Annotated in this window: 27 protein-coding genes and 1 pseudogene; 6 read left to right on the top strand and 22 right to left on the bottom strand. The window is 36.0% G+C overall.

All coding sequences use genetic code 11. The annotated features are described in order from the left end of the window. Positions 1 to 52 precede the first annotated feature (52 nt). The 8 genes from MHB74_RS04370 to MHB74_RS04335 form a co-directional block, all read right to left on the bottom strand. Entirely contained in the window at positions 53 to 454 is a 402-nt protein-coding gene (locus MHB74_RS04370) for a nuclear transport factor 2 family protein (RefSeq protein ID WP_001126713.1), read from the bottom strand. A 155-nt stretch (positions 455 to 609) separates the two neighbouring features. Next, positions 610 to 1,014: a DoxX family protein gene (locus MHB74_RS04365; RefSeq protein WP_061677856.1), complete on the bottom strand. Its 405-nt coding sequence runs from the start codon at positions 1,012 to 1,014 to the stop codon at positions 610 to 612. A gap of 152 nt (positions 1,015 to 1,166) precedes the next feature. Continuing rightward, on the bottom strand, positions 1,167 to 2,240 hold the full coding sequence (locus MHB74_RS04360) for a DUF871 domain-containing protein (protein WP_061677855.1): 1,074 nt from the start codon (positions 2,238 to 2,240) through the stop codon (positions 1,167 to 1,169). A gap of 44 nt (positions 2,241 to 2,284) precedes the next feature. Then, a complete protein-coding gene (locus tag MHB74_RS04355; RefSeq protein WP_000711311.1) occupies positions 2,285 to 3,649 on the bottom strand; it encodes a PTS transporter subunit EIIC in 1,365 nt (454 codons plus the stop codon). A 24-nt stretch (positions 3,650 to 3,673) separates the two neighbouring features. Continuing rightward, complete coding sequence (gene murQ / locus MHB74_RS04350) at positions 3,674 to 4,558, bottom strand: N-acetylmuramic acid 6-phosphate etherase (RefSeq protein ID WP_061677854.1); 885 nt, start codon at positions 4,556 to 4,558, stop codon at positions 3,674 to 3,676. 302 nt (positions 4,559 to 4,860) lie between these two features. Beyond that, a complete protein-coding gene (locus MHB74_RS04345) occupies positions 4,861 to 5,724 on the bottom strand; it encodes a MurR/RpiR family transcriptional regulator (protein WP_061677853.1) in 864 nt (287 codons plus the stop codon). A gap of 17 nt (positions 5,725 to 5,741) precedes the next feature. Continuing rightward, the gene (locus tag MHB74_RS04340) at positions 5,742 to 6,071 is read right to left on the bottom strand and encodes a hypothetical protein (RefSeq protein WP_061677852.1); all 330 of its coding nucleotides are present in this window, start codon (positions 6,069 to 6,071) and stop codon (positions 5,742 to 5,744) included. Positions 6,072 to 6,195: 124 nt separating this feature from the next. Beyond that, the gene (locus tag MHB74_RS04335) at positions 6,196 to 7,407 is read right to left on the bottom strand and encodes a cation:proton antiporter (RefSeq protein WP_061677851.1); all 1,212 of its coding nucleotides are present in this window, start codon (positions 7,405 to 7,407) and stop codon (positions 6,196 to 6,198) included. Positions 7,408 to 7,581: 174 nt separating this feature from the next. Here MHB74_RS04335 and MHB74_RS04330 point away from each other — a divergent pair, with 174 nt between their 5' ends. Then, a complete protein-coding gene (locus MHB74_RS04330; RefSeq protein WP_061677850.1) occupies positions 7,582 to 8,985 on the top strand; it encodes an amino acid permease in 1,404 nt (467 codons plus the stop codon). 28 nt (positions 8,986 to 9,013) lie between these two features. On the opposite strand, the gene MHB74_RS04325 is transcribed toward MHB74_RS04330, so the two are convergent. From MHB74_RS04325 to MHB74_RS04315, 3 genes are all read right to left on the bottom strand, one after another. Beyond that, positions 9,014 to 9,184 (bottom strand): hypothetical protein, encoded by a 171-nt coding sequence (locus MHB74_RS04325; RefSeq protein WP_080467861.1) that lies wholly within the window; start codon positions 9,182 to 9,184, stop codon positions 9,014 to 9,016. Positions 9,185 to 9,196: 12 nt separating this feature from the next. Next, complete coding sequence (locus MHB74_RS04320) at positions 9,197 to 9,400, bottom strand: hypothetical protein (RefSeq protein ID WP_000391503.1); 204 nt, start codon at positions 9,398 to 9,400, stop codon at positions 9,197 to 9,199. A 79-nt stretch (positions 9,401 to 9,479) separates the two neighbouring features. After that, the gene (locus tag MHB74_RS04315; protein ID WP_061677849.1) at positions 9,480 to 11,942 is read right to left on the bottom strand and encodes a LamG-like jellyroll fold domain-containing protein; all 2,463 of its coding nucleotides are present in this window, start codon (positions 11,940 to 11,942) and stop codon (positions 9,480 to 9,482) included. A gap of 307 nt (positions 11,943 to 12,249) precedes the next feature. Between MHB74_RS04315 and MHB74_RS04310 the strand changes: the two genes are divergently transcribed. Next, positions 12,250 to 12,717, top strand: a complete 468-nt coding sequence (locus MHB74_RS04310; protein ID WP_061677848.1) for an S-Ena type endospore appendage — start codon at positions 12,250 to 12,252, stop codon at positions 12,715 to 12,717. Positions 12,718 to 12,819: 102 nt separating this feature from the next. Here MHB74_RS04310 and MHB74_RS04305 read toward each other — a convergent pair whose 3' ends face one another. The 5 genes from MHB74_RS04305 to MHB74_RS04285 all read right to left on the bottom strand — a co-directional run bounded on the left by MHB74_RS04305 (position 12,820) and on the right by MHB74_RS04285 (position 15,230). Next, on the bottom strand, positions 12,820 to 13,173 hold the full coding sequence (locus tag MHB74_RS04305) for a DUF3992 domain-containing protein (RefSeq protein ID WP_061677847.1): 354 nt from the start codon (positions 13,171 to 13,173) through the stop codon (positions 12,820 to 12,822). A gap of 16 nt (positions 13,174 to 13,189) precedes the next feature. Next, the gene (locus MHB74_RS04300) at positions 13,190 to 13,570 is read right to left on the bottom strand and encodes a DUF3992 domain-containing protein (RefSeq protein WP_048545698.1); all 381 of its coding nucleotides are present in this window, start codon (positions 13,568 to 13,570) and stop codon (positions 13,190 to 13,192) included. Between the two features lie 109 nt (positions 13,571 to 13,679). Further along, positions 13,680 to 14,285 carry a DedA family protein gene (locus MHB74_RS04295; RefSeq protein ID WP_061677846.1) on the bottom strand — a complete coding sequence of 202 codons (606 nt, stop codon included), beginning with the start codon at positions 14,283 to 14,285 and terminating at the stop codon, positions 13,680 to 13,682. 11 nt (positions 14,286 to 14,296) lie between these two features. Beyond that, positions 14,297 to 14,578 (bottom strand): YkvA family protein, encoded by a 282-nt coding sequence (locus tag MHB74_RS04290; protein WP_000733843.1) that lies wholly within the window; start codon positions 14,576 to 14,578, stop codon positions 14,297 to 14,299. 265 nt (positions 14,579 to 14,843) lie between these two features. Next, positions 14,844 to 15,230 carry a VOC family protein gene (locus MHB74_RS04285; protein ID WP_061677845.1) on the bottom strand — a complete coding sequence of 129 codons (387 nt, stop codon included), beginning with the start codon at positions 15,228 to 15,230 and terminating at the stop codon, positions 14,844 to 14,846. Between the two features lie 108 nt (positions 15,231 to 15,338). On the opposite strand from MHB74_RS04285, the gene MHB74_RS04280 reads away from it, so the two are divergent. The 4 genes from MHB74_RS04280 (at position 15,339) to brnQ2 (ending at position 17,942) form a co-directional block, all read left to right on the top strand. Continuing rightward, positions 15,339 to 15,554, top strand: coding sequence for a spore coat associated protein CotJA (locus tag MHB74_RS04280; protein WP_061677844.1), 216 nt, complete (start codon positions 15,339 to 15,341; stop codon positions 15,552 to 15,554). 8 nt (positions 15,555 to 15,562) lie between these two features. After that, entirely contained in the window at positions 15,563 to 15,826 is a 264-nt protein-coding gene (locus MHB74_RS04275) for a spore coat protein CotJB (protein WP_061677843.1), read from the top strand. 12 nt (positions 15,827 to 15,838) lie between these two features. Beyond that, entirely contained in the window at positions 15,839 to 16,408 is a 570-nt protein-coding gene (cotJC, locus tag MHB74_RS04270; RefSeq protein WP_061677842.1) for a spore coat protein CotJC, read from the top strand. Positions 16,409 to 16,625: 217 nt separating this feature from the next. Continuing rightward, positions 16,626 to 17,942 (top strand): branched-chain amino acid transport system II carrier protein BrnQ2, encoded by a 1,317-nt coding sequence (brnQ2, locus tag MHB74_RS04265; protein ID WP_061677841.1) that lies wholly within the window; start codon positions 16,626 to 16,628, stop codon positions 17,940 to 17,942. A 38-nt stretch (positions 17,943 to 17,980) separates the two neighbouring features. On the opposite strand, the gene MHB74_RS04260 is transcribed toward brnQ2, so the two are convergent. The 6 genes and pseudogenes from MHB74_RS04260 to MHB74_RS04235 form a co-directional block, all read right to left on the bottom strand. Further along, positions 17,981 to 19,903: an FtsX-like permease family protein gene (locus tag MHB74_RS04260; RefSeq protein WP_061677840.1), complete on the bottom strand. Its 1,923-nt coding sequence runs from the start codon at positions 19,901 to 19,903 to the stop codon at positions 17,981 to 17,983. Positions 19,904 to 20,042: 139 nt separating this feature from the next. Next, positions 20,043 to 21,047 carry an ABC transporter permease gene (locus MHB74_RS04255; RefSeq protein ID WP_061677839.1) on the bottom strand — a complete coding sequence of 335 codons (1,005 nt, stop codon included), beginning with the start codon at positions 21,045 to 21,047 and terminating at the stop codon, positions 20,043 to 20,045. Positions 21,048 to 21,206: 159 nt separating this feature from the next. Continuing rightward, positions 21,207 to 22,364 (bottom strand): annotated as a pseudogene (locus MHB74_RS04250) (RNA-guided endonuclease InsQ/TnpB family protein). Further along, positions 22,361 to 22,624: a MerR family transcriptional regulator gene (locus MHB74_RS04245; RefSeq protein WP_061676279.1), complete on the bottom strand. Its 264-nt coding sequence runs from the start codon at positions 22,622 to 22,624 to the stop codon at positions 22,361 to 22,363. The pseudogene MHB74_RS04250 and the gene MHB74_RS04245 overlap by 4 nt, the downstream one beginning before the upstream one ends. Before the next feature lie 12 nt (positions 22,625 to 22,636). Further along, the gene (locus MHB74_RS04240; RefSeq protein ID WP_061676278.1) at positions 22,637 to 23,539 is read right to left on the bottom strand and encodes an ABC transporter permease subunit; all 903 of its coding nucleotides are present in this window, start codon (positions 23,537 to 23,539) and stop codon (positions 22,637 to 22,639) included. Between the two features lie 88 nt (positions 23,540 to 23,627). Continuing rightward, on the bottom strand, positions 23,628 to 24,362 hold the full coding sequence (locus tag MHB74_RS04235; RefSeq protein ID WP_061676277.1) for a YwaF family protein: 735 nt from the start codon (positions 24,360 to 24,362) through the stop codon (positions 23,628 to 23,630). Between the last annotated feature and the right edge of the window lie 79 nt (positions 24,363 to 24,441).

Here is a 24,441-nt window from a genome sequence, read left to right as displayed (position 1 = left end):
ACAAATGGAATCGCCTGCGCACAGTCGATTCCATTTGTTTCCTTATTTCATTTTAAACCTTCATCGCTTCTCGTACAATATAACTATCCACATATTGCTTGAATTTTATGATTTTTCCTTTTTCCAGTTGCCATACGTGAATAAAATCTGCTTCAAATGATTTTCCCGTTTCTTTATAAACTCCTGAATAAACACCTTCAGCAATAATTACATCTTTTCCGTTTACTTCATGGTACATATTTACACTCGCTTTATAATCATCCCATTCTGATCCTAATCGGCTAAATACATTTTTCATTATTGCTTCTACACCTATATAAGTTCCCCCGTATGGGAATCCTTCTGCCTCTGTCCATTCTACTTTTTCAGAGAGGGCTTCTGCTAAATGTTTTGCATTCGAAGAAGCTGATCCTTCATATGTACTTCGAATAATTTCTAAATTTGATTTAGGCATGTTACTTCCTCCCATTCTGTTTATTTTTTACACAAGATGTAACCATTTTCGTTACATCTTGTGTAAAAAAATATTTAATTTGTTTTATTCTTAATCCACACGTTGTAATCATTATAGTTACAATAATGATCCAAGTCAACAATTTATAAATAAGTTTACTTCGTTTTCATTACTTTCTCTTTTAAGAAACGATCTACATACCCTTCTGCTTTTACAACGAATAAATACGCACCCATTGCTAGTAATGCAAGATCTAATTCATATCCTGGATTCTTTCCATCTCCTAATAAACCTGCTGCTCCATTTACCTTTACGATAGCTCCAGCTAAAATAAGTGCAAATAACAATCCTACATATTTTACGCCTAAACCGATAATTAATAATATACCACCAACTAATTCTACAGTTGCTACGCCGTATGCCAGACCACCTGGTAAGCCGATGCTTGTAAACCATCCTGCTACGTTATCGATACCTGATTGAAACTTCGCTAAACCGTGCGCAAAGAATGTCACTCCTAACACGATGCGAATCATTAAATTCCCAATATATTGGTTCATTTTGAACTCTCCTTTTTGTTTTGTTATGTTGAACTTTTATTTACAAGTCAAAACAATACGGTATTTCATTTCATTCGTCAAATACTTTTTTAAAGAAAACAAAAAACATTATCCCATTTACGGATAATGTTTTCTTACAAAATAGCGCTAATTCAAGCTTTTACTCTATCGCACAAAAAAAGTTGAAACATTTTTCCAGCACCAACATACGGCAATAAAGACAAGTCCTCTTCTACAACCATTCCAACAACATTCACTTTCTCATCCTTAGACAAATCATGTACAACAACTTGCATCTCTCCTCCATATCTACCGTACAATTCATTATCAATTGTAATGCTACCTTTCTTTCTTACAATGGTATGCATCGGCTGTACAACCACCTTGTTTTCTTCTCGCGATTCTACAGAACGAATGACATCACGAGCTGGATCTAGTCTATTTGTATGCACTTGTTCTACCATTTCTAATACTTCTCTTTCCTTGATCAATGGCTCATACCGCAGTGGAATAATTCCTCTACTCGCACTCGCTATCTCTTGTACGCTTTCTACACTTCCGCTTATATCCCCGATTAACACCTTATCGACACCACAATCGTGTACAAGTTCTAAGTACGCTTCAAGCGGGCGCATATGGCGGTGCTTTTCTAACGTTGGTAAGCCTTCATATAGCGGACCACGTTTTTCCCCATCTCCTGGAATGAATGCCATCGTTTTTATTCCGCACTCATGTAAGTATTCGTTTTGTTTTTGTAAAAAGGACTTTGCTAGTCCTGTTTCTGGACGTGGATAAAAATTATGCCACGCTTCTATATTCTCTACCTTTATATTTTCTATGATTAACTCTTCCCAAAATGAATCTGTAATTGTACTCGCATTTAAAGCTACTTTCATTTTATGGGATACGCGTGCAATTTCTTTCGGCGCAATGCCATAGTCCATTCGTAAACCAGTAATGCCCCAGTTTACTAACTCTTCGACATTTTCGTACGTCATACCTAAATGGTGTAACGATTTCGGAGAAACATCAACCATTAATTCCATTTCATTTTCGAGAGCTTGCTTCCCAAGTATTTGAATTAACTCTTTATACGTATTTGGATCATCTTCAGGAATGTGCAATGATGTAAAAATAGATGTAAATTCGTTTTCCTTCGCTACTTTTAGCCACTCTTCTTGTTTCTTTACTCGTTCTTTTGAAAGATAAATTGAAACTCCTATCATATGAATCTCCCTTTCTATAGAAAAAGAGAAAGGAATCCCTTTCTCTATATGTTTTCTGCCATTTCTTCTTTGAATCCGAAGAAGTACGTAAAGATGAATCCGAACGTATATGCCACTACTAATCCAAGGAAATATAATAAATATTTATTATCAGCAATTAACGGAATTAATGATAATCCTGATACGCCAATTCCGAGTGCGGCTGTTTTCATAACTGCTTGGAATGCACCGCCAACTGCTGCTCCTAAACAAGCTGTAAGAAACGGTTTCCCAAGTGGTAATGTAACCCCGTATAATAATGGTTCGCCAATTCCTAAAAAGCCAACTGGTAATGCACCTTTAATTACGTTACGAAGTCGTTTGTTTTTTGTTTTTACATAGATTGCAATCGCTGCCCCTACTTGCCCAGCTCCAGCCATTGCTAGTACTGGTAATAAAGGCGTTACGTGCGTTTGATTAATAAACTCCATATGAATTGGTGTTAAACCATGGTGTAATCCGACCATAACGAGCGGTAAAAATGTTCCAGCAAGCACTGCTCCCGCAAACGCTCCGCCAATACTTAAAATCCCATTAATCCCGCTTGTAATTCCTTCAGATAAGAAACCTGCTACCGGCTGAATCGCTAACATCGTTACAATACTTACGACTAACACAGTAATAAGCGGCGTTACAATAATATCAACTGCATTTGGCACTGCTTTTCGAACTTGTCTTTCCACTACAACCATAAGCCATGCTGCAAAAATTACTGCAAATAGTCCGCCCCGTCCGGGTACGAGCGCTTCACCGAATAATTTCACATTCGCCATCGCTGGGTTAAAAATTAAAATACCAGCAATTGCCCCAAGAACTGGTGTCCCGCCAAATTCTTTCGCTGTATTCCAGCCGACTAAAATTCCTAAGAATGTAAAGATACCGCCGCCAATGAGTAGTAGCATTTGTAGCCACGTTGCATTCGGATCAGCACCTGCGTTTTTCGCAAAGTTAGCAACCCCGTTTATAATACCTGACGCAACAAGACCTGGAATTAACGGAATGAAAATACTTCCTATTTTTCTTAAAAAGTTTTTCACTGGTGTATTATTTTTCTTCTTAATCTCTGACTTCATTTCTTGCCCAAGATCTTCAAGGTGATGATCTGCCACCTCACCAATTCGCAGTCCCGTTAAACCTTCCATTTCAGCTGCTACTTTATTTACTGTCCCTGGTCCAACAACAACTTGAAGCGTCTCATCTTCAATAACGCCCATAACCCCTTCAACCTTTTTCAAAAGGTCCATATTCACTTTACTTTCATCATGAAGCGTTAATCGTAGTCTCGTCATACAATGAGCAATGCCACGAATATTCTTTACTCCCCCAAGTTGCTCTGAAATCTCTTTGGCCATTCTCTCTTCTTTCTTCATAATAGAATCCCCCTCCCTATTATTTTATAGTGCCTTCTTCACAAACCCTTTCGCTTCTTTTAACTTTTCCAGTGCTTCCCCATACTCACACTGCAATAACACCATAACAATCGCAGCTTTCACATTACGTTCTGCTTTTTCATAATACTCCGCTGCTACTTCATAACTAACCCCTGTTGCTTCCACAATAATTCGTTTTGATCGTTCTACTAATTTTTCATTTGTAGATTGAACATCTACCATTAAGTTTTTATATACTTTCCCAACACCAATCATAGAAGCTGTTGAAATCATATTCAGCACTAATTTTTGCGCTGTACCAGCTTTCAAACGTGTTGAGCCTGTTAAAATTTCTGCGCCTGTTTCTACTTCCACATTTAGTTTTGCATATTTACTTATCTCAGCATTTTTATTACAAGAAATACTCGCCGTGCTCGCTCCCACGCTAGCCGCGTACTTCAAACCGCCAATTACATAAGGAGTTCGGCCACTTGCCGCAATTCCAATCACGGTATCTTTCTCATTTAATCCAATACTTTTTAAATCTTCTTCCGCTAACTCTTCGCGGTCTTCAGCACCTTCCACCGCTTTAGTAAACGCTTTCAATCCACCTGCTATAAATCCTTGCACCATTTTATCATCTGTTCCAAATGTCGGCGGACATTCCACTGCGTCCAAAATACCTAAACGACCACTCGTACCAGCCCCAATGTAAATTAATCGGCCCTCATCTTCAAAGGATTTAATGACAATCTGTACAACCTTCTCAATTTCTTCTATTTCATTTTCAACTGCTAACGCAACAGTTCGATCTTCTTCATTCATACTTTGTAACACTTCTTTTATGTTCATCTCATCTAAATTCATCGTCTTCTCATTCCGATATTCTGTCGATAAATTTTCTAACATATTATCACCCGCTTTGAAATTTAATTTCATACTTTTATTATAACTTCAAGAAATTTAAAATCAATATTACTTTATTATTTTATGAAATTTTATTTCTCTTCATGACGAATTTATCCCACTTTAACTGGCAGTAAGACCCCCACCTCAAATTCAGCGAAAGCAAAAAAGATAGGTGGGGGATCAACTGCCTGTAAAAGTCCGATTGGTGAGGGCTAATAATAATTGGGGGATGAACAAAACCCCCAATTATTAAAGTTTCACTTTATGTCAGTATACAAAAAAAGATGGGTTTCCCCATCTTTTCATTTTAACTTCCGTAACCGCAGAGCTTCTTCTCTTGTCTCCATAAATTGATCCAACACTTTATTACCAATACGATTAAAAGTAATCACATATAAAGCATCAATCATATTGAGTTGTGTCATTCTCGAAGCAATACTTGCAATACGATGATCTTGTTCTACATCTGGCATACAAAGACGAATATCCGCCTCTTTATATAACGGTGATGATTGATCAAGCTTCGTAATCGCAATAACAGTTGCGCCCTGTCTCTTCGCATATTGCGCCATTTCAAGTACATCTTTCGTACGACCAGATGTTGAAATCGCAACAAATATATCGCCTTCTTTTAAATTCGTCACAAGCGGCAACATCATATGAAAATCTGATAGCATCATCGCTGTAAATCCAAGCCTTGTAAATTTATAAGCCCCGTCCATCGCCGGAGTAGCTGATCCACCTACTCCGTAAAAGATAATTTTATCCGCATTTACAATAAGGTCCGCTGCTTTCTCAAGTTCCTTCTTATCTATAGCCGTCACGCTCGCCTCAATTGCAGCTTTATTCACATATGTAACTTTATTAAACAAATCGTACGGTCCATCTTCCGTATTCATCACTGAAAAATCGTTAATATTATAATCAGCAATCGTTAATTCACGAACGAGCGCGATTTTAAATGCTTTAAAGCTTCCGATTCCAATCGATTTACAAAAGCGAACAACACTCGCCTCACTTGCGCCTGCATTCGTTGACACTTCTTTCGTCGTTAAGTTCGGAACAATTTCTGCATTCCCCATTATGTACATGGCAACCTTCTTTTCAGCTGGTGAAAATTGATCCATATTACTTTCAATTTTAAATAGTAACGTTGAAGCTTTCACTATTTAACCTCCACTTCTTACGGTTGCTTATATTCTTTAATCTCATTTGTATCATATAAATAAAAACCATCATTACCAGGTGGATGGTGAACAATTACAGTTCGATCCCCTTTTTTATATGACGTTATTTCACCTTCAGATTGCTGTTTTTCCCATCCACGTATCCAAATTGCAAAGTCAGGTACAAAAGCAGTGTACTTATAGTCTTTCGGATTTTCGTCTTCTACGTAGGAAGAAAAAATAGAAACTGGAAAATCTTTCACTTTTGACTCTTTCCATGCAGTAAATGGTATACATAGTGCAATAAGTGTGATTACACCGATAACCTTTCCCTTCGTAATCTTCACACATTTTCTCCCCTCGACTTATCATATACGTAGATTTTACCATAATTACAACCTATTCAAGCTAATGACTATTTCTTTTTCCAATAAAAAAAGAGCTTACCTACATCAGATAAGCTCTTCCTCTCTATACAAAATATTTCTTCAAAAGCGGCGGCGTAATAATCGTCGTCAATATAACAACAATAACAATCGCTGTGAAATTTTCTTTCGCTAATAAATTCGCCGCAAGTCCATTCGCTGCGATGATAAGCGCCACTTCTCCGCGCGAAACCATCCCCGCACCAATACTAATAGAAGATTGAAGGTTGAACCCTGTCAGTCTCGCTCCTAAACCTGATCCGATTAACTTTGTAAAAATCGCAATAAGCGTCATGATAATAATGAACCAAAGTTGGCTTCCGATACCTTGAAATGTAATTTCCATTCCGATACTTACGAAGAACACTGGCACAAATATCGCATACGCAATCGGTTCAATTTTATGTTCTACTTCGTGCTTATACTCTGTTTGCGAAATGGCAATTCCGGCTGCAAATGCTCCGATAATACCTGCAATCCCCATCATTTCACTATAATACGAAAAAGAGAAACAAATAATAAGAGCTGCACTAATTAATGCCTCAGTTACACGAAGTGGCACGAGCATTTTCATAATCCAAGGCACAACTTTCCAGGAAATAAAAACAATGCTGACAAAGAAAATAATTTTCTTTGCAATGACAAGCGTTACATTTACATCTTGTGTACCTAAAAAGCTCATCACAAATGCTAATAAAATAACAACAATTACATCATCAAATACAGCTGCCCCTAAAATCGTCGTACTTTCTCTCGTATTCATTTTCCCTAAATCTCTTAATGTTTGAACAGAAATACTAACCGAAGTGGCACAAAGTAATAACCCTAAAAAAATCGCATGCGACTGTAACATTCCAAACGCAAGTCCTGCTAAATACCCACCAAGGAATGGGAAAATTATTCCTCCCATCGCTACTGCAAATGCAGATTTCAAATTCCGATTTAACTCTTCTAAATCTGTTTCAAGTCCTGCCATAAACATAAGTAGTAAAACACCAATTTCACTCAGTTCATCGATCAGTTCAGAACTATTAATAATACCGAGTACAGCCGGACCTATAATAATACCAACAATTAATTTACCAAGTACAGAAGGCTGGCCGAGCCTCACGCTAATATCACCAGCTAATTTCGTACAAAGTAAAATGACAACAAGTTCAAAATAAAATAACATAGCATCTGCTCCTACTTTAACTTTAATGAGTGGGTCATTAACCCTCGTCCATTCCTGCCAGTAGTTTCCCCTATTTATTCGCATTTTATTTGTCACATTTTTATTTGACAAAATATTCTGAATTATAATAAAATTAATCCAGAATTTTTAAAAAACTACATACCATAACTGTACCTCCATTTACCTATATACTCTTTTCTAGTGGGCTCATACTATATTCGCAGTTATGGAAATGAAAAAACGGGGGGAGAGTCCAAAGTGAAGTCATTATTACGAAAAAAACCGCTTAGTACTGAATCACCACGGCAGCTAGATAGAACATTAACGGCACTCGATTTAACATTTTTAGGAATTGGCGCCGTAATTGGAACAGGAATTTTTGTATTAACAGGTATTGTCGCAGCAAAACATTCTGGTCCTGGTATTATGCTATCATTCCTTATTGCTGCATTTACTTGTGCATGTGTAGCCTTTTGTTATGCCGAATTTGCTTCTTCGATTCCTGTCTCAGGAAGTGTGTATACTTACGCATACATGACAGTCGGAGAAGTCGTCGCCTTCATCGTCGGTTGGTGTTTAATGCTCGAATATTTACTTGCAGTCGCAGCAGTCGCTGTCGGCTGGTCTGGCTATTTACAATCTTTACTACAAGGATTTAACATCCATCTGCCCGCCATAATCGCCTCGGCCCCTGGCGTAGGAAAAGGCGGCCTTATCGATTTACCGGCTGTTTGTATTTTACTACTCATTACAGGACTTTTAAGTTTTGGCATACGCGAAAGCGCACGCATTAATAACATTATGGTTCTTATCAAGTTAGCTGTTATTATCGCCTTTATCGTAGCAGGCGCAAAATATGTAAAACCTGAAAATTGGACACCATTCATTCCTTTCGGATACGACGGTATCATTACCGGGGCTGCCACTGTGTTCTTCGCCTTCTTAGGATTTGATGCAATCGCAACCGCTGCAGAAGAAACGAAAAAACCACAGCGTGATTTACCAATTGGCATTATCGGTTCCCTTCTTATTTGTACTGTTTTATACATGATTGTATCTTTCGTTTTAACAGGTATGGTCCCATATACACAATTAGATGTTTCTGATCCAGTTGCCTTTGCCTTACATTTCGTTGGCGAAGATACAATTGCAGGACTACTCGCTGTTGGAGCGATGACTGGAATGACAACCGTCCTCTTAGTCGTTATGTACGGACAAGTTCGCGTTTCTTATGCGATGAGCCGCGACGGACTACTTCCAAAAGCGCTAGCACGTGTAAATAAAAGAGTAAAAGTCCCTTTATTAAACACATGGATCACTGGTGTTGTTGCCGCTTTACTAGCAGGACTTTTAGACTTACATTTACTAGCGAATTTAGTAAACATCGGTACGTTAACAGCATTCACATTCGTTTGCTGCGCGGTACTTATTTTACGAAAAACACACCCTGACTTAAAACGCGGATTCCGTGCACCTTTCGTACCTGTATTACCAGTTGTCGCGATTCTTTGCTGTTTATATTTAATGATTAATTTGTCTAAAACGACATGGATTAGCTTTATAGCTTGGCTTATAGTCGGCTTATGCTTCTATTTCTTCTACTCTAGAAAGCATAGTCATTTAGCTACTGAAAAAACAAATGATGAAGAGAAAAAAGCATAACAAAATAGCTCGCCGATAAAACGGCGAGCTATCTTTCTATATTCGTATGTTTTTTCGTTAACGATTGTAAAATGAAAAATATGCCGATGCAAGCTGTAAACGATGCCCAATTTCCTATTGGTGTAGAATATGTAAAAACGCCAATACCTACAAGCAATAAAAAAATAATCACCTGATATATAAGCTTCCACTTTTGCATTTGTTCCCTCCTTTACTTCGTTCCCTTCTTTTTCTTCTTCCATGCATTTAAACTATCAAAGAAGAAATTAATAAATAACGTGCCTAAACCCGCTAATAAAAACGTCATTAAAAATAAAATCCATATACTTTTCTCTTTTAAGAAATAATATCCTACAAGGAGCACAACCGCGATCCATACATATTCAAGAATTCTTTTTAGCTTTTTCTCTTCCAAATTATTCGCTCCTTCATTCTATACTACTTTTAGTATAACAAAAAAGAAGCCTATCATGATAAGCTTCTTTTCTGCTCTCTTATTTGTTTATGCTTTTTTCAACGAGTGAAATCGCGTATTCCATCGTACGATTCATCGTTTCTACTTGTGCATCTTTTACTTTCGCATCTTTTAGCACAGATTCTGCCACTGTAATTTTTTGACTCAATGATTTCACTGAACCATCCGTTACATTTGCAGCTTGCGCTTTTTTCACTAACGCTTTTGCAGATTCAATATTGATTTGTAATTTTTCTTTCTGTGTTTTCGGTTGTTCTTCTGCCACTTTTGATTGTACAAATGTTACATTAGCTGTTTTTAATGCGTTATACGTTTGAACGATTTGCTCTCCAGTACTTCCTACATTTTCAAAAGCTTGCTTTGCAGTGTTATAGCTTTTCTCTAATTCTTGAAATGCTTCCTTTGAATATTGACCTGGCTTATCACCAAACTCATACGTTCCAGCTAACACTTCTTTTACTTTTCCAAGCTCTTCATATAACGCGTTTACCTCCTCTAACTTTGTACGGTTAGAAAACTCATTATATGCTGCTAATACTTCTGAAGAACTTAACGCTTTACTATATAATTTCGCAAGCGCAATTTGTCCATTTAACGGAATACCACCATTTCCATTGCTATCTGGATCTGCACCAAGTGCAAATGGTACATTCGGGTGATATACTTTCCCTGTAGCTGGTTGGCTATTTACTTTTTTACCATCTACGTAAATAGCTACTTCACTTCCATTATACGTTCCAGTTAAATGGTACGTTTTATTTGCCGCTAATTGAACCCCAACACGCTTATAACTACCGCCAATATGAGCCCATAATTCAACATATCCACTTCCTGTAGACTCAAAACCAATTCCGCCGCTCTCTGTATTTTGTAAAATACCTTGACCGCGGAGTTCATTCATTGAAAATACAGTTTCTAACGTAAACGTATTTGCTACTTTCTCTTTTTGTGCTGCTGAAAACGGAAGATATCCAAATGTATTTGCTTTTCCGTTTAGCTTCATAACATTCTTTTTCAATGCTTTATCGTATTCAATAGTCACATTGCCCTTAACATCACCTTTTGTACCAAATGATGAATTGTCTTTAAATGTACCATCTGCAAAGTTTACATCAAAAACATCTGCCTTTGGTACTTTCACATTCGGGTCAATATTATCTTTTTTCGTAGTAATTTCTGCCGTTAATGGTTGTACACTTTCATTGCCGAATGAATCAATCGCAACGACTTCTAATGTATATGCTTTCCCGCCATCTAATCCTGCAAGTGTAAATGTTAGTTCTTTCGGCACTGGGTCACGATAAAACTCTGAGAATGCTAACAATTTATTTTTTATTTCTCCAGTTTGCTTATCTCTAGCTTGTACACGATAAGAATGAACAAGAAGGTTGTCCAACGCTTGCATGAATGTTACTGTTGCTGCATTTTCTGTTACATTTGATACCGATAACTTCGCATCTTTTGCAAAGTAAGGCTTTTCTTTATCACGATCTTCTACATGTGTAAAAGTTTCTTTCTTTGATGGCAACTGAATTTTCCACGGTTCACCTGTCCAAGAATTCGTATGGAAATCACGGCGATTAATTGTTACCTCTTTATCATCCACTTCTACTAATAAACCTTGACTTAACGTGCTAGCTCCTGGCGGGATAGTCCCTTGTACTTTACCACCTTCAACTTCCATATAACTTACAGAAGATGTACCAACTGATGTAAAGTCTTTTTGATGAATCGATCTCGGATCATCTAACGGATAGTGTGAATGGCCAGAAAACGTAATGACTTGTGGGTACTGTTTTAATACCTCATTAATTTTTGCACTATCTTGCGTTCCCCATTCTTGGCTACCGTATACTGTATCTTTAATATGTTGGTGTAAAAATACGAAAATTGGTTTTTCTGGATCATCCTTTTGTGCCTTTACCATTTCTTGTTTTAACCAATTAATTTGCTTGTCTGAATAATATCCGTGAGTTGTCCCATCCTCTGGAGACATAACTAGGAAGTGATACCCTTTCACCACTTTATGATAGTAAATCGATTCCATACCTGTTTTTTCTAAGAAACGCTTCTGCGCTCCCTCTACAGATAAACCGTTCCAATAATCATGGTTCCCTAGAGAATTCATTCGTACTGCATCTTTATTTGCATTTTCATTATATACTTGCATGAAACGATCATATTGCTGCACTGATCCTGTATCTGTGAAATCACCTACGATAACAAAAGCATCTTGCTTTGGTGCAAGCGTATTGAGCTGTTCAATCGCTCGTTTCCAGCGAAACGTATCATCCGTTCCACTATTTTTAATATGTACATCACTTACGACTGGAAAAACTATCTTCTTTTCACTTGGTGCCTTTTCTTGCTTCTTCTCTTCCGCCTTGACTGATGTACTCCACGGAAATGATACGAATGCTAATACAAAAACCATTAATAATCCAATAAGACCTCTTACTTTTCGTAAAGCTGTTCTTTCCACATGAATCCTCCTCATATAATAAATTAATTACACTGGTTATTGTATCGAACATATATTAACTTCATTTAAACTAAAAATGTATTTTGTTTAAATTTTGTAAATATACAGTCAATTTTATATTAAGTGCCACATTTACATAAAACAAGTACTTTTTGTCTAATAGAAAACTAATTTTCCCTATAAAAACTATTAAGAGATATGAGCCTATGAAACTATCACGATTTTATTTTTTTTGTCCATTCTTAACACATCGGCCATGCTGTTACATTTAATAATAATAAATACCTTTTTAAAAGGAGGGATTCCATTGAAACCCCATAAAAACATCGGTTGTTTTGCTCCTTTATCTATCATTTGTCAACCTATTTGTCCCTGTCCTCCTCCTATTCCGCCACCTGAAAGATGTGATGCTGAACTCATTACTAATGAATTTGCCGGGGATATTCTTATCTCCAATGATTTTATTCCAATTTCTCAAAAACAACTAAAACAAACTTACTCCACAGTAACCATTTGGAAAAACGATGGAGTTGTTTCATTATCTGGTACTATCTCCATATATAACAATAGAAATAGTACTTCTGCATTATCCGTCCAAATAATCGGTTCTACCACAAATATTTTTACAGTTTTACCCGGAAACACCATTTCATACACAGGGTTTGATTTACTATCTGTTTCTATTATTGATATTCCATTAGATCCTTCTATTTACATTGAAGGGCGCTATTGTTTCCAATTAACTTACTGTAAATCAAAGCGAGATTGCCTATAACCACAAAAACTATCCTTTTGAATCTAATCAAAAGACTACAAAAAAACGTGCAAACTAATAAATCGTTTGCACGTCTTTTAAAATTTTAAAAATCTATATATACTAAGATAAAGTGTATCGAATTGTCATACAAAATTCCCCAGTTTCAGCAGCTGCTGTTCCAAGAATCGTAACAGTATCAAAACGACGAACTGTAAAAGATGCGCTACTTCCAGTGGCTACAACAATCGTTTCCAATGCAGTCCCTGCTATACCACCAGTATAAAACACAAGTGTAACAGGTCCAGTACCAGTATCTACCTTCAAATACCCCGATGCATAAATATCTTGAGAAATATTATCTGCATAAATTACTTCAGCTGTTGCTGATGCAGTCCAGTCAATACAAACTTTATCTTGAACAATCGTTTTTTGCGAACTTGCACAACATGAAAGATTAGTACTACAATTCCCCATCTTATTTTTCCCCTCTCTATGAAATTAAATAACGTGTAGTAATACAAAACTCTCCTTGGTAGGTTCCTAACGGAGTAGCTGGTGTCGTAATTTGAATAATATTAAAACGACGGAACGTAAACGCAATACTTGTTCCTTCAGAAACGGTAAATGATTGAATCGTTCCTCCGCCCGAATCGAGCACTGCCACTGTAATTTGGTTTGCAGGGCTCACACCCGGCCCGACATCATAAGTTAAATAACCTGTTCCAACGATATTTTGATTCACATTATTCGCATACACAGTAAATGTACTAGCAGCGGCACTAGACCATGAATTACATACTTTATCTTGGACGAAGTTACTACTATTATCCGAACAACACGTTAAAACTGTTCCTGAGCACTCACAAGCCATAGTCTTTCCCTTCTTTCTTTTTTATTCCTTATATGTGTATGTCCTTCAGAGTCTTTTGCCTGTACTATTCATCTATTTTCAAAAAATAAGACAACTCCTGTACGAATGACTAGATAGATTCTGTTCTATTTCTTTTTTTCATAAATTTATAGATTAATATACCACCTACAACAATAACTACGACTAGTAATATCGGTAGCATATATTGTCCAACAACATCCGCCGCTTTTTCCCAATGCGGACCTAATTTCATTCCAAAATAAATATACAAAGTCGTTAACGGGAACATTGCTACAAATGTATATATGCTAAATTTCCATATGTTCATTTTCGCCATACCACATGGAACAGAAATAAGCGTTCGAACTCCCGGTACAAAGCGTCCAACAAATGCTACAACTGGCCCATACTTCTCAAAGAAATCATCTGCTTTTTGAATTTGCTCTTCTTTAATAAAGAAGTATTTCCCGTACTTTATTAATAGAGGACGACCACCGTAATAACCGAGTGCGTATAACGTTAATGGTCCTGTCGTTCCGCCAAGTGTCCCTGCTAATACAGCTAGCCAAAAATTCATATCTCCCTCGTACACCCAATACCCAACCATGGGCAAAACGACTTCTGCTGGAATAAATTCAAACGTTAAAGCCAGTACAACTCCAAAATAAGAAAACTGCTTTAAAAACTCGATTATATCTAAAATAATTTGCTCCATATTTTTAACTCCTATCCAATATTTACATTATGCTTTTCTTGCAATTGCACTGGCGCCATTTTTACAATTCGGTTCAAAATGAATAACACAATTCCAATATCATCTAAAATACCGATAAATGGTAAGAAGTCTGGAATTAAATCGAGCGGCATCGCTACATAACCAACTAAAAAAGCAATGGATAAGATTTTCTTCTTTATTGAAACCTCTTTTGAAGTAAAAAAGTCAAATAGGAATGGAACAAAACGACGAACATGAAATACAACTCTTAATCTACTAATAAGTTTTTTCATTTTTATTTCTCCTCTCTTTGTATATAAAAAGGACCCTACCAAGTATGGTAAGGGTCCTAAAAAAGACAAGAAGGGGCCTTTACCATTGCTGGTAAAGGTCTCACTAACAACGAAACGTTGCCAATAAAGCCGAGGGTTTCTCCCTGTAATGACGACTTTACTGTAATAAGTTACTCCCCTTTATATACACAATTTTATACAATCACATTAAAATATTTGCCTAAGCTTGTCAATATTTTTTTCATTCTACATCCAAATTATTACATTAAAAAAGGCTCTCTTCCCTGTTCTCTACGGAAAGGAATTGGAGTATATAACCATCTGGATCATGAAATATTATTTTGACTTCTTCACCATGCCGCTCTTCTACAAATGATATTTGATAAAACACTAACTTCTTCTTTAACCGCTCGATATTTGTAGTTTTTAACAACAGTTCTTTCACTGATGAGATAACGGTCTCTCTATGTTCCCCCAGTCCCCTATTTACAACAAAACAAATTCTTGTTGAACCGATATCATACCACACACCTGTTACACGTATTTGTGGCCTCTCCTTGCTCGGTTTAAACCCTAGAATTCCTTCATAAAAATATAATGTTTCCTTTAAGTTTTTAGATTCTAATACAATACATGTCGTAACACTTTTCATCCGCACTCCCCCTGCCCCTTTTAGTTTTCTATATGAGTCATAATTTGCAATTATGTACGAATACAATACGTAGTGATGAATATTTCATTTATAAAGGAGGCGTGTAACATGGATGAATTTATGAGATCCTACATACCTTTCCATGGCCCAAACGATCCTTGCCCTTCAATCGGAAAGAAATATTACTCAACTCCCCCACACCTATTTATGGGCTTTCAACCACCTAACCTACCACAATTCCCACCAAAAGAAGCTTTACGAAAAGGAACTCTGTGGCCTGCTTTTTATGATTTTTATGAAAATCCTTACAAAAAAGGACGGTGAATAAACACGTGACACAGACATTGCCTGATGAATATTACAAATGGATTGAAGAACTACAAGAACTAGACTTTGTATTAGTTGAACTCACCCTCTATTTAGATACGCACCCAAACGATACTGCAGCTATAAATCAATTCAACGATTTCTCCTATAAACGAAGAGTATTACAACAAAAAATCGAAGAAAGATATGGGCCACTTCAGCAGTTTGGAAATAGTTACTCTAACGCTCCATGGGAATGGAGCAAAGGACCGTGGCCATGGCAAATATAAAGGAGAGAGATTATGTGGATTTATGAAAAGAAATTACAATATCCAGTTAAAGTAAGTACTTGTAATCCAGCGCTCGCCAAACTATTAGTGGAACAGTATGGCGGTGCGGACGGCGAACTGGCTGCTGCTCTTCGCTACTTAAATCAACGCTATACAATTCCTGATAAAGTCGTTGGCTTACTAACCGACATTGGGACAGAAGAATTCGCACATTTAGAGATGATTGCGACAATGATTTATAAATTAACAAAAGATGCAACACCAGCGCAAATGAAAGCTGCTGGATTAGACGCACAGTACGCTAATCATGATAGTGCTTTGTTTTATCATAATGCTGGTGGCGTCCCTTTTACTGCTACTTATATTCAAGCAAAAGGAGACCCTATTGCAGATTTATATGAAGATATTGCTGCTGAAGAAAAGGCAAGAGCAACTTATCAATGGCTCATTGATTTATCTGACGATCCTGACATAAATGACAGCTTACGCTTTTTACGTGAACGAGAAATTGTTCATTCGCAACGTTTCCGAGAAGCGGTTGAAATTTTAAAAGAAGAACGCGATCGAAAAATTTATTTTTAATACACGTATCCTAGCGATATGTGTTTTTTTACGTTCAAAGTTAAATCCTTCCTATTAAAGATATAAATAGTATATTTATTCGATTTAATGCATTATTTTTTAATATTTTCAAAATTCCCTATTGCTTTCTAGTCATCAGACCTTTAAAATAGTAACAGTTACTCGACAAATTATTTGAATTTTCGACAAAAACACTCATTAGGAGGATTTTCTTTATATGCGTACAACTTTAAAACCAGCGCAAATACTTTCGATTAGTTTATTACTATTCGCAGTTTTCTTCGGTGCTGGTAATATGATTTTCCCGCCCCTTCTCGGTCTTTCTTCCGGAGAAAACATGTGGATTTCCATTACAGGATTTATTATTACAGACGTCGGTTTATCTTTACTAGCTATCGTCGCTGTTGCCCTTGCCGGTGGTAGTTTTAACACTTTAGCAAGCCGTGTTCATCCAAAATTCGCAGCAATATTCGCTATCATTATTTATCTTTCAATCGGCCCACTATTTGTTATTCCACGAACTGGATCTGTATCTTACGAAATTGGGATTGCACCACTTTTCCCAGACCAATGGTACTCTATGTTAATCTTTAGTGCGATTTTCTTTACAGTCGTCTACTTCTTATCATTAAATCCATCCAAATTAGTAGATCATATCGGAAAAATATTAACACCAATTTTACTTGGAATTATTGCAATTATGGCAACAAAAGCGATTCTTTCACCAGGAACGTTTGCAGAACCTGTTGGTGACTATAAAGAAATTCCATTTTTCAAAGGATTTCTTGAAGGATTTTTAACGTTAGATGCAATTGGAGCACTTGTATTATCAACAATTGTTGTAAATGCAATCCGCCAAAACGGGATACAAGAGAAGAAATCGATTGCGAAATATACAATTATTTGCGGGAGCATTGCAGCTCTATTCTTAACAATTGTTTATTTCTTACTCGGTTATATCGGCGCTTCAAACGGACACTTAGGACAATTCGAGAACGGTGGTCAACTATTAGCTACTGTTATGTACCAATTCTTTGGGACAAGCGGTAATGTTTTATTAAGTATCGCCATTATAGCTGCTTGTTTAACGACAGCAATTGGTGTTGTAAGTGCATTCGCCAACTATTTCGCAACAGTACTAACAAACGTTTCATATAAGAAGCTTGTACTATACGTTTGTATCTTTAGCTTCGTGATTTCAAACTTAGGATTAAGCTTACTAATAAAAATTACATTACCTGTATTAATCATTCTGTATCCAATTACAATCATTTTAATTTTCGTATCATTTATTGATAAATATACGAAACGTAAACCTTCTGTCTACATCGGAGCAATGATCGCAGCATTCATTATTAGCTGTATTCATGCACTTGATAATGTGGGAATGATACCAAGTTTTATCGCTAATATCGTACACACCATTCCTTTTTATAACTTAGGAATCGGCTGGATCGTTCCAGCAATAATTGGTGGTATAATCGGATACTTTATTCCGCAAACAGAAGCTGAAGGCGAAGTTTCTACAAAATAAAGAAAAGAAGCAAGCATGAACTCCATGCTTGCTTCTTTTTATTTTCTATCGCTAAACACAGTATTTGTGTACGAACGAACCGTTAACATATAGTAACCAAAGTATATGATGATATACACCCCTATACTACCTAGTAAAGGAAGACTATATTCAAACATACCTGTAAAGCCCATCAAGCTTAAAAATGCAAAGAACGTATGACATATTGCAAGTAGTAAAGGTACTACGAAAATCGCCCCTACTAGCTTTCTTACTGACTCTGTTGCTTCCCTTTTCGTTAGTCCAATTTTCTTTAACATTCCGTACGCTGGTCGCTCTGCCATCGCTTCTGTTATTTGTTTAAAATATAAAATACAACCCGTTGCCAAAATAAAGACAATCCCTAAAAATACACTAGCAAATAATAACACTGCACCATCTTGCAATTCAGATTGGCTCGCCTCCTCAAATGATTGGAGTTTCACTTCTTTAGGAATGATTGTCCCTAGCTCTTTCGTTAGTTCGCTATTACCGTTTCCTTCAACGATAAATCCACTAACTGTTGAAACATCCTTTCCTTTCTGCAACTTATCAAATAACGAATCTCGAACAACAAGCCCCACGGGTGCAAGTTTCGCACTCACAACTGTTTCTTCGCGGTGATCAACGATTGTTAAACCACTCTTCATCCCTTCAAAGGACACGTTATTTCCTTCAAGTGAATTCTTTTCTATGTTATACGACTTATACGGATCTAATAAAACAACTTCCTTTTCAGAACCGAGAATAACTTGTTTCTTACCTAACATAGAAGCTGATTTATTATAATCTTTCACTTTTATAATTTGTACATTACCATTACCTATTAAATACCCAGTTAATATTTGTTCCTCATCTATCTTCCCTTGCATAGAGAGCATCGCTACAGACGTTTCATTTTTAATTGCTAACTCATGTTTTTGAATTTCTTCTCTAACTTTCTTATCTAATTCCTTTCCAGTTGTTACAAATTCATAACTAACTGGATTCATTAATGCCGCTGTCTTCTGCGCTCCATAATACATACTAGAACTCATACCAATTGTGCATAGTGTCACCGCACTTAATAAAGATAATAGCCCCAGCATCTTTACGTTCCCTTTTATTCTGAAGAACAATGAAGAAATGGATAAAATGTTCGTTCCATTCCAATATTTCGTTTTATCTCCCTTTATTTTATGGAGTGATTTCACTGTATATTGCTCAAATAGTAAAAACGTACCTTTTACAATACAACCAAAAATAAGTAGGCCTGTAATAAAAATGGCTCCAAATCCAAAGATTTGTGTAAGTAGCGCAATGATATAACCTGTAATTAATAAAACAATCGCTCGCTTTGCCTTCTTACTTGAATACGTAGGTGCCTCTTCTTTCTGATTTTCACCATATAGTAATTCAACTAAGCGATGCTCATAAATTAACTTTTTACTTTTCCATGATGCAATAAAGAAAATTGCGCCTATCGTTATAAGAACTTCTACTATAGATAAAAATGAAATCGTAAATGTAAAAGTAAACGCACTTCCCATTAACTTCACAAGAAGCCCTGCGCACATATTCGCTATAAGTAAACCAGCAAGAATACCTAACACACTTGCCGCAGCACCAACTAATAACGTTTCATAAAAGAGTAACTTCGCAATTTCTTCTTTACGGATACCTAGTAAACTGTATAACGCAATTTCTTTTTTCTTCTTTCGCAAAAAGAAGCTATTACAATAAAAAATAAATATCGTTAAAAAGATAATCAACAATATTTGTGCAAGCGTAAATGTCGTTTCCACTTTATCCGATTCTTTTAAAAGAGCTACTACACTTTCATTTCGTTTAATCGATACGAATGTAAAATAAATAATAATGCTGCCTACTAATGAAATAAAGTATAGAAAATAATCTTTCATATTTCGTTTTATACTACGTTTTGATACTTCTAAAAAATCCATCGTACACCTTCACCCGCTCTCGCATTTCTCTATACATGAAGTGTATACGAAATTGTATTTCTCCCCTATCGATTTTCATTACATCTCTCTTACGATATTGTAATATAACAAAATAAAAGAACCTAGTTTCCTAGGTTCTTCACATCGTATGCTTAAAAGTAAATAACTCTTCTTTTGATTGCACAGCAGATTGTTCCTCTTCTACAATGTCCTTCTTTATCTCTCCTCCCAACCTTACTTTCATCATCGCCTCTTCGATACTTTTTACAATCATATTTCCTGAAAAAATAGTAAGTCCAAAAAATGTAATCGGAACAAGAGGGATCCACGGATTCACTGTTAATGACCTAAAGTATACTCCAATTAAACCTGACCATTCATGCGTGTAAGATTCTATTTCTTCTATCGGTCCTAAAAACTGAACTGTTCCACCAAAGAATATTTCCAGTAATCCTAAGTGCAGTAAAATAGTAAGAGTTTGCGTAAACTGCTGAAAAAATACAAGTATAAACGTCATATAAAGATGCGGGAAAATATGCTTTATCACAATGTGCCTTCTCGATCCACCCAATATGCACGCAGCTTCAATAAATTCTTCGGTTCTCAATTTACGTACTTCCTTCGCAACATACAGTGCAATAACTGGCATCACAAGCATTACAAGTAATAAAACTTGAAACGAAGCCCTTTCAAAGAAGGTTGTTGTTTCTTCTCCACTCCCAAATGCATTTGCAAAATGAAGAAAAAAGTACGCAATCATAACTGTTGGAATAACTGTAAAACTATCAAAGAAAGCCTCGATTTTTGAAAATCCTCTTTTTATGTACGTTCCGAGGACGACACCGAAAAACACACCTATTACCATTCTAAGTGCCGCAATTAAAATAGAGATACCAATCGTCCACTTTGCGCCTTCAATGACTAAATGTAACAGGTCGTATCCTTTCCGGTCTGTCCCAAGTAAAAATTGTAATGAAGGTGAAAACGGTGGCACTTGTGGATTTTCATCCGCATCATATTGCAATGTAACTTGTCTAATATGTCCATCATTCCATATCGTATTTCCGATGCTCAAAAGAACTAATATGAGAAGAAACCCAATGCTTATCCAAAATCTTTTATCGCTTTTTATATACGTCCACATATTATAGTCTCTGCTACTAAAAATATAGACAAATGTATATTCTTAGAGTATTCCTGCTTCTACGTGCCCTGCCTCGCTAATCACTTGCTACTACAGTTTGCTGTGACACTCCACAGGCGTAAATTCCGATGTAGCCCACCGTACATATATACAATCTATTTACGTTAGTATTGTATATTTTTTTGCTTGTAAAAGGTTGATTGACGCATTTAAATCTCTATCTATTACATTGCCACATTCACATGTATATACTCGGTCAGACAGCTTTAAATCCGACTTTTTTTGACTGCAAACTGAACACATTTTAGAAGATGGATAGAATCTGTCCACTTGCCGTAGTTCAATTCCATATTCCCTACATTTCGCTGATAACCATGTTTTAAAAGCATAAAAACATTGTTGCGCTACAGCTTTAGATAGATGTTTGTTCTTCATCATACCTTTCACATTCAAATCTTCTACTGTAATAAACGTTGGCTTGGTTTTCACCACATCATTTACAATAGACTTTACATATGCTAATCGAATATTTGCTAGCCTAGCATGTAGTTGTTGCACCCTAAGAATATTTTTGTTTATATTCGCTCTTTTATTAGTAACAGGTTGTTCACCTCTCTTCCTTATATTTTCAAATTTGCGTGATAAAGAGCGTTGTTCACGTTTTAACCGTTTTTCTATCTTTTTTACTTGTATTGTTTAATTTATATTTTTGTGAGTTTTTCCATCGCTACGTACAGCAAAGTCTTTAATTCCCAAATCAATTCCTAGACCTACTGCATTGAGGGTTGGATTTGGTTTTACCTCTTTCGCTTCACAGAGTATAGACACGTAGTATCTTCCTGCTCTTTGATATACTGTGCCACTTTTTACAGTTGCATTTTTAGGGATATATCCATATTCTTTTAACCTTATCCAACCAATTGTGGGGATTTTTACTCTATGCCTTTCTACTGTCCAATCTGTTTTGTTGTTTTTCGGAAAGTAGCACTTCACATCTTGCTTCCTCTTTTTTTTATATCGTGGAAAATTAGATAAACCTTTAAAAAATCGCTTAAAAGCCTTATCTCCATTCATAATCGCTTGTTTTACCGATTTGCTCGACACTTCTTTAATCCACTGGTCACACTCTTTTGTATGAATGTTGTTTAGCCATTTGGAAAAGTCATAGCCACTAAGAAATTTCCCCTCCGACTCATATGCCTCTTTATTTTTAGAGATATACAGGTTATATACATATCGACACACCCCAATAGTTTGACGGATTTTACTAATTTGTTCAGTTGTCGGTTTGATTTCTATTAAATATGCTCTTTTCATAAGTCTTCATCCTCCGACATTTTCTTTTTGTATTTTCTCACCCCATATATTCTACAGCTAAATACATGAATGATAGATATTAAATCCTGAACAAGTTCTTCTTGAATACCCATATATTCCTTATACTGTTCTTCTGTATAATATCTTCTTCCTTTTGGGTTTCGGTAAGCGGTTAAAACACCTTGATTGTCCCACCTTTGCAATGTCTTAACAGAGACATTAAGCATTTCTGAAAATTCTTTTGGTTTATATTGTTTCATAACTACTTTTCACTATATATGCACACTTTTGTCTATGTTTTTGTTTACTGTTTCTTTCTCCTTCATCGCAGCTGGAATGAGATAATGAAACAATTTAAACAAAATAAAAATCGGAATATAAATAAGTAGCACACTAACGATGAAGACCTCCACCCTAATACCTTCATACGATTTCAAAAACATAAAAATACCACCCGTATTAAAAATCCATTCTATAATATATAAATTAGATAACATAAAAAAGATATTCGTTTTCGCAAAGAATAATGTACTAAGCAACACATTTCGTAAAACATGACGATTTAAAATATGAAAACGATTCAGCCCTTTCGCCTTAGCAAATAGTACATAATCTTTTTCTAGCTCATTTTCAAAACGAAGCACTAACATTTTTACAAACAGAATCGTAGTCGGTATACTCAAACAAAATATCGGCAATCCTCTAATCGACTCGCCTCCAATTGACGCAATTTGAAAAGGTAAAAAGCCTGTTTGTTTAAAAAACCATACAACTAAAATTTGTGATACTAAAATAAGAAGAATGTCTGGAATAGATTCTAGGAAGATGAGAAATGATTTAATGCGATGTTGTATACGCGGTGAACTACTCATAATGACATAAACAATACAAAATGCTACAAATAATGAAATGAAAAAAGCCGCCAAAAAAATCACAATCGTTTCTTTATAATGGACGAACAACTGCGGAAATAAAAATTTATCTCCCACATATTTAAAATTGGAGATGTCCATTAAATTCACAAACACTTCTTGTAAACTCTTTATGTACTGTGATGCATGCAGCTCAAATCCATAAAATAATTTCGGCAGTGCCCCTAAACAAATAATACCCAAAATCGAAATAATAAATTGAACCGTCACTTCCATCCCATTCAGAAAAACTTTTTTGACCACGTTTTCCCTTCTCTCTTTATATAATTTACCCCCTAATTTTATTCTTAATTTTCTGAATTGTAAATATACTCGTAAAAAAATCACTAGGTTACGATCCTAGTGATTCTTTATGCGCATGCCCTTCTCTTTTCGCAAATGGCATATACAAAATAAAACATCCAATAAGCGCAGCTATTTCTAATGAAATAATATAGTAAGGGTGCGGCCCTAACATATCAAGTAATGAAGCAGTCTCTGGCTTACGAGCTAAAAACATATAATTGCCACCTGTTTTGTAGTTCACAAAAGAAACGATTGGAATTATTATGTTTAAAAATATCATCGTACGCTTAATTGATTGCAAGGTCGGTCTATATCCTTCTACCCACGTCATAAAGAGTGGTGCCCAAATGAGTAATACATGTGCAGCGAAGAATTCTATAAAGCGAAAATGCGGAAAAGCATATTGCACGTTCGGCGTTAAAATAGCTTGTGATGCACCGATAATTCCTGTAAAAAATACAATCTCATATATGAGGTAACTTTTCGTTATAATCATAATCGATGCTAACAATAAACTAATCGTACATAACTCAAATGGTAATGAAGTGCCTAGTTCAAAAATCCCCGCTTTCCATTCCCACATATGAAGCCCAATTTCACTCCCAATAAATAAAAATGCAATCGCATATCGAACCGTTATATTCCACTCACTTTGCCGTAATACATCTTGGTATTGATACAGAAAAAATATCCCCACCAACATAATAAATAATATAAGGACGTGTTGCCTTGAGTATGGAATAAATGGTTTTAATGGATGCGCACTAAAATAAGCTTCCATCTTGCCTCCTCCTCTCCTTCATACAATATTATTGTAAGAAAGAAACAACGAGTCAATTCATTTGCTCACACTTGGACAA

Source organism: Bacillus sp. FSL K6-0069, assembly GCF_038007785.1.
Classification (GTDB): Bacteria; Bacillota; Bacilli; order Bacillales; family Bacillaceae_G; genus Bacillus_A; species Bacillus_A mobilis.
Note: the sequence above shows the minus strand (reverse complement) of the source record. Positions and strands in the feature narration are given on the sequence as shown.

What these genes read in the sequence shown, in the direction of transcription:
- MHB74_RS04325 (WP_080467861.1), bottom strand. Translation starts at nt 9,184, where the DNA reads ATGCAAAAGTGGAAGCTTATATATCAGGTGATTATTTTTTTATTGCTT.
- MHB74_RS04235 (WP_061676277.1), bottom strand. Translation starts at nt 24,362, where the DNA reads ATGGAAGCTTATTTTAGTGCGCATCCATTAAAACCATTTATTCCATAC.
- MHB74_RS04355 (WP_000711311.1), bottom strand. Translation starts at nt 3,649, where the DNA reads ATGAAGAAAGAAGAGAGAATGGCCAAAGAGATTTCAGAGCAACTTGGG.
- MHB74_RS04295 (WP_061677846.1), bottom strand. Translation starts at nt 14,285, where the DNA reads ATGGAGCAAATTATTTTAGATATAATCGAGTTTTTAAAGCAGTTTTCT.
- MHB74_RS04365 (WP_061677856.1), bottom strand. Translation starts at nt 1,014, where the DNA reads ATGAACCAATATATTGGGAATTTAATGATTCGCATCGTGTTAGGAGTG.
- MHB74_RS04260 (WP_061677840.1), bottom strand. Translation starts at nt 19,903, where the DNA reads ATGGATTTTTTAGAAGTATCAAAACGTAGTATAAAACGAAATATGAAA.
- MHB74_RS04305 (WP_061677847.1), bottom strand. Translation starts at nt 13,173, where the DNA reads ATGGGGAATTGTAGTACTAATCTTTCATGTTGTGCAAGTTCGCAAAAA.
- MHB74_RS04360 (WP_061677855.1), bottom strand. Translation starts at nt 2,240, where the DNA reads ATGATAGGAGTTTCAATTTATCTTTCAAAAGAACGAGTAAAGAAACAA.
- MHB74_RS04335 (WP_061677851.1), bottom strand. Translation starts at nt 7,407, where the DNA reads ATGCGAATAAATAGGGGAAACTACTGGCAGGAATGGACGAGGGTTAAT.
- cotJC (WP_061677842.1), top strand. Translation starts at nt 15,839, where the DNA reads ATGTGGATTTATGAAAAGAAATTACAATATCCAGTTAAAGTAAGTACT.
- brnQ2 (WP_061677841.1), top strand. Translation starts at nt 16,626, where the DNA reads ATGCGTACAACTTTAAAACCAGCGCAAATACTTTCGATTAGTTTATTA.
- MHB74_RS04245 (WP_061676279.1), bottom strand. Translation starts at nt 22,624, where the DNA reads ATGAAACAATATAAACCAAAAGAATTTTCAGAAATGCTTAATGTCTCT.
- MHB74_RS04280 (WP_061677844.1), top strand. Translation starts at nt 15,339, where the DNA reads ATGGATGAATTTATGAGATCCTACATACCTTTCCATGGCCCAAACGAT.
- MHB74_RS04370 (WP_001126713.1), bottom strand. Translation starts at nt 454, where the DNA reads ATGCCTAAATCAAATTTAGAAATTATTCGAAGTACATATGAAGGATCA.
- murQ (WP_061677854.1), bottom strand. Translation starts at nt 4,558, where the DNA reads ATGTTAGAAAATTTATCGACAGAATATCGGAATGAGAAGACGATGAAT.
- MHB74_RS04300 (WP_048545698.1), bottom strand. Translation starts at nt 13,570, where the DNA reads ATGGCTTGTGAGTGCTCAGGAACAGTTTTAACGTGTTGTTCGGATAAT.
- MHB74_RS04285 (WP_061677845.1), bottom strand. Translation starts at nt 15,230, where the DNA reads ATGAAAAGTGTTACGACATGTATTGTATTAGAATCTAAAAACTTAAAG.
- MHB74_RS04290 (WP_000733843.1), bottom strand. Translation starts at nt 14,578, where the DNA reads ATGAAAAAACTTATTAGTAGATTAAGAGTTGTATTTCATGTTCGTCGT.
- MHB74_RS04255 (WP_061677839.1), bottom strand. Translation starts at nt 21,047, where the DNA reads ATGTGGACGTATATAAAAAGCGATAAAAGATTTTGGATAAGCATTGGG.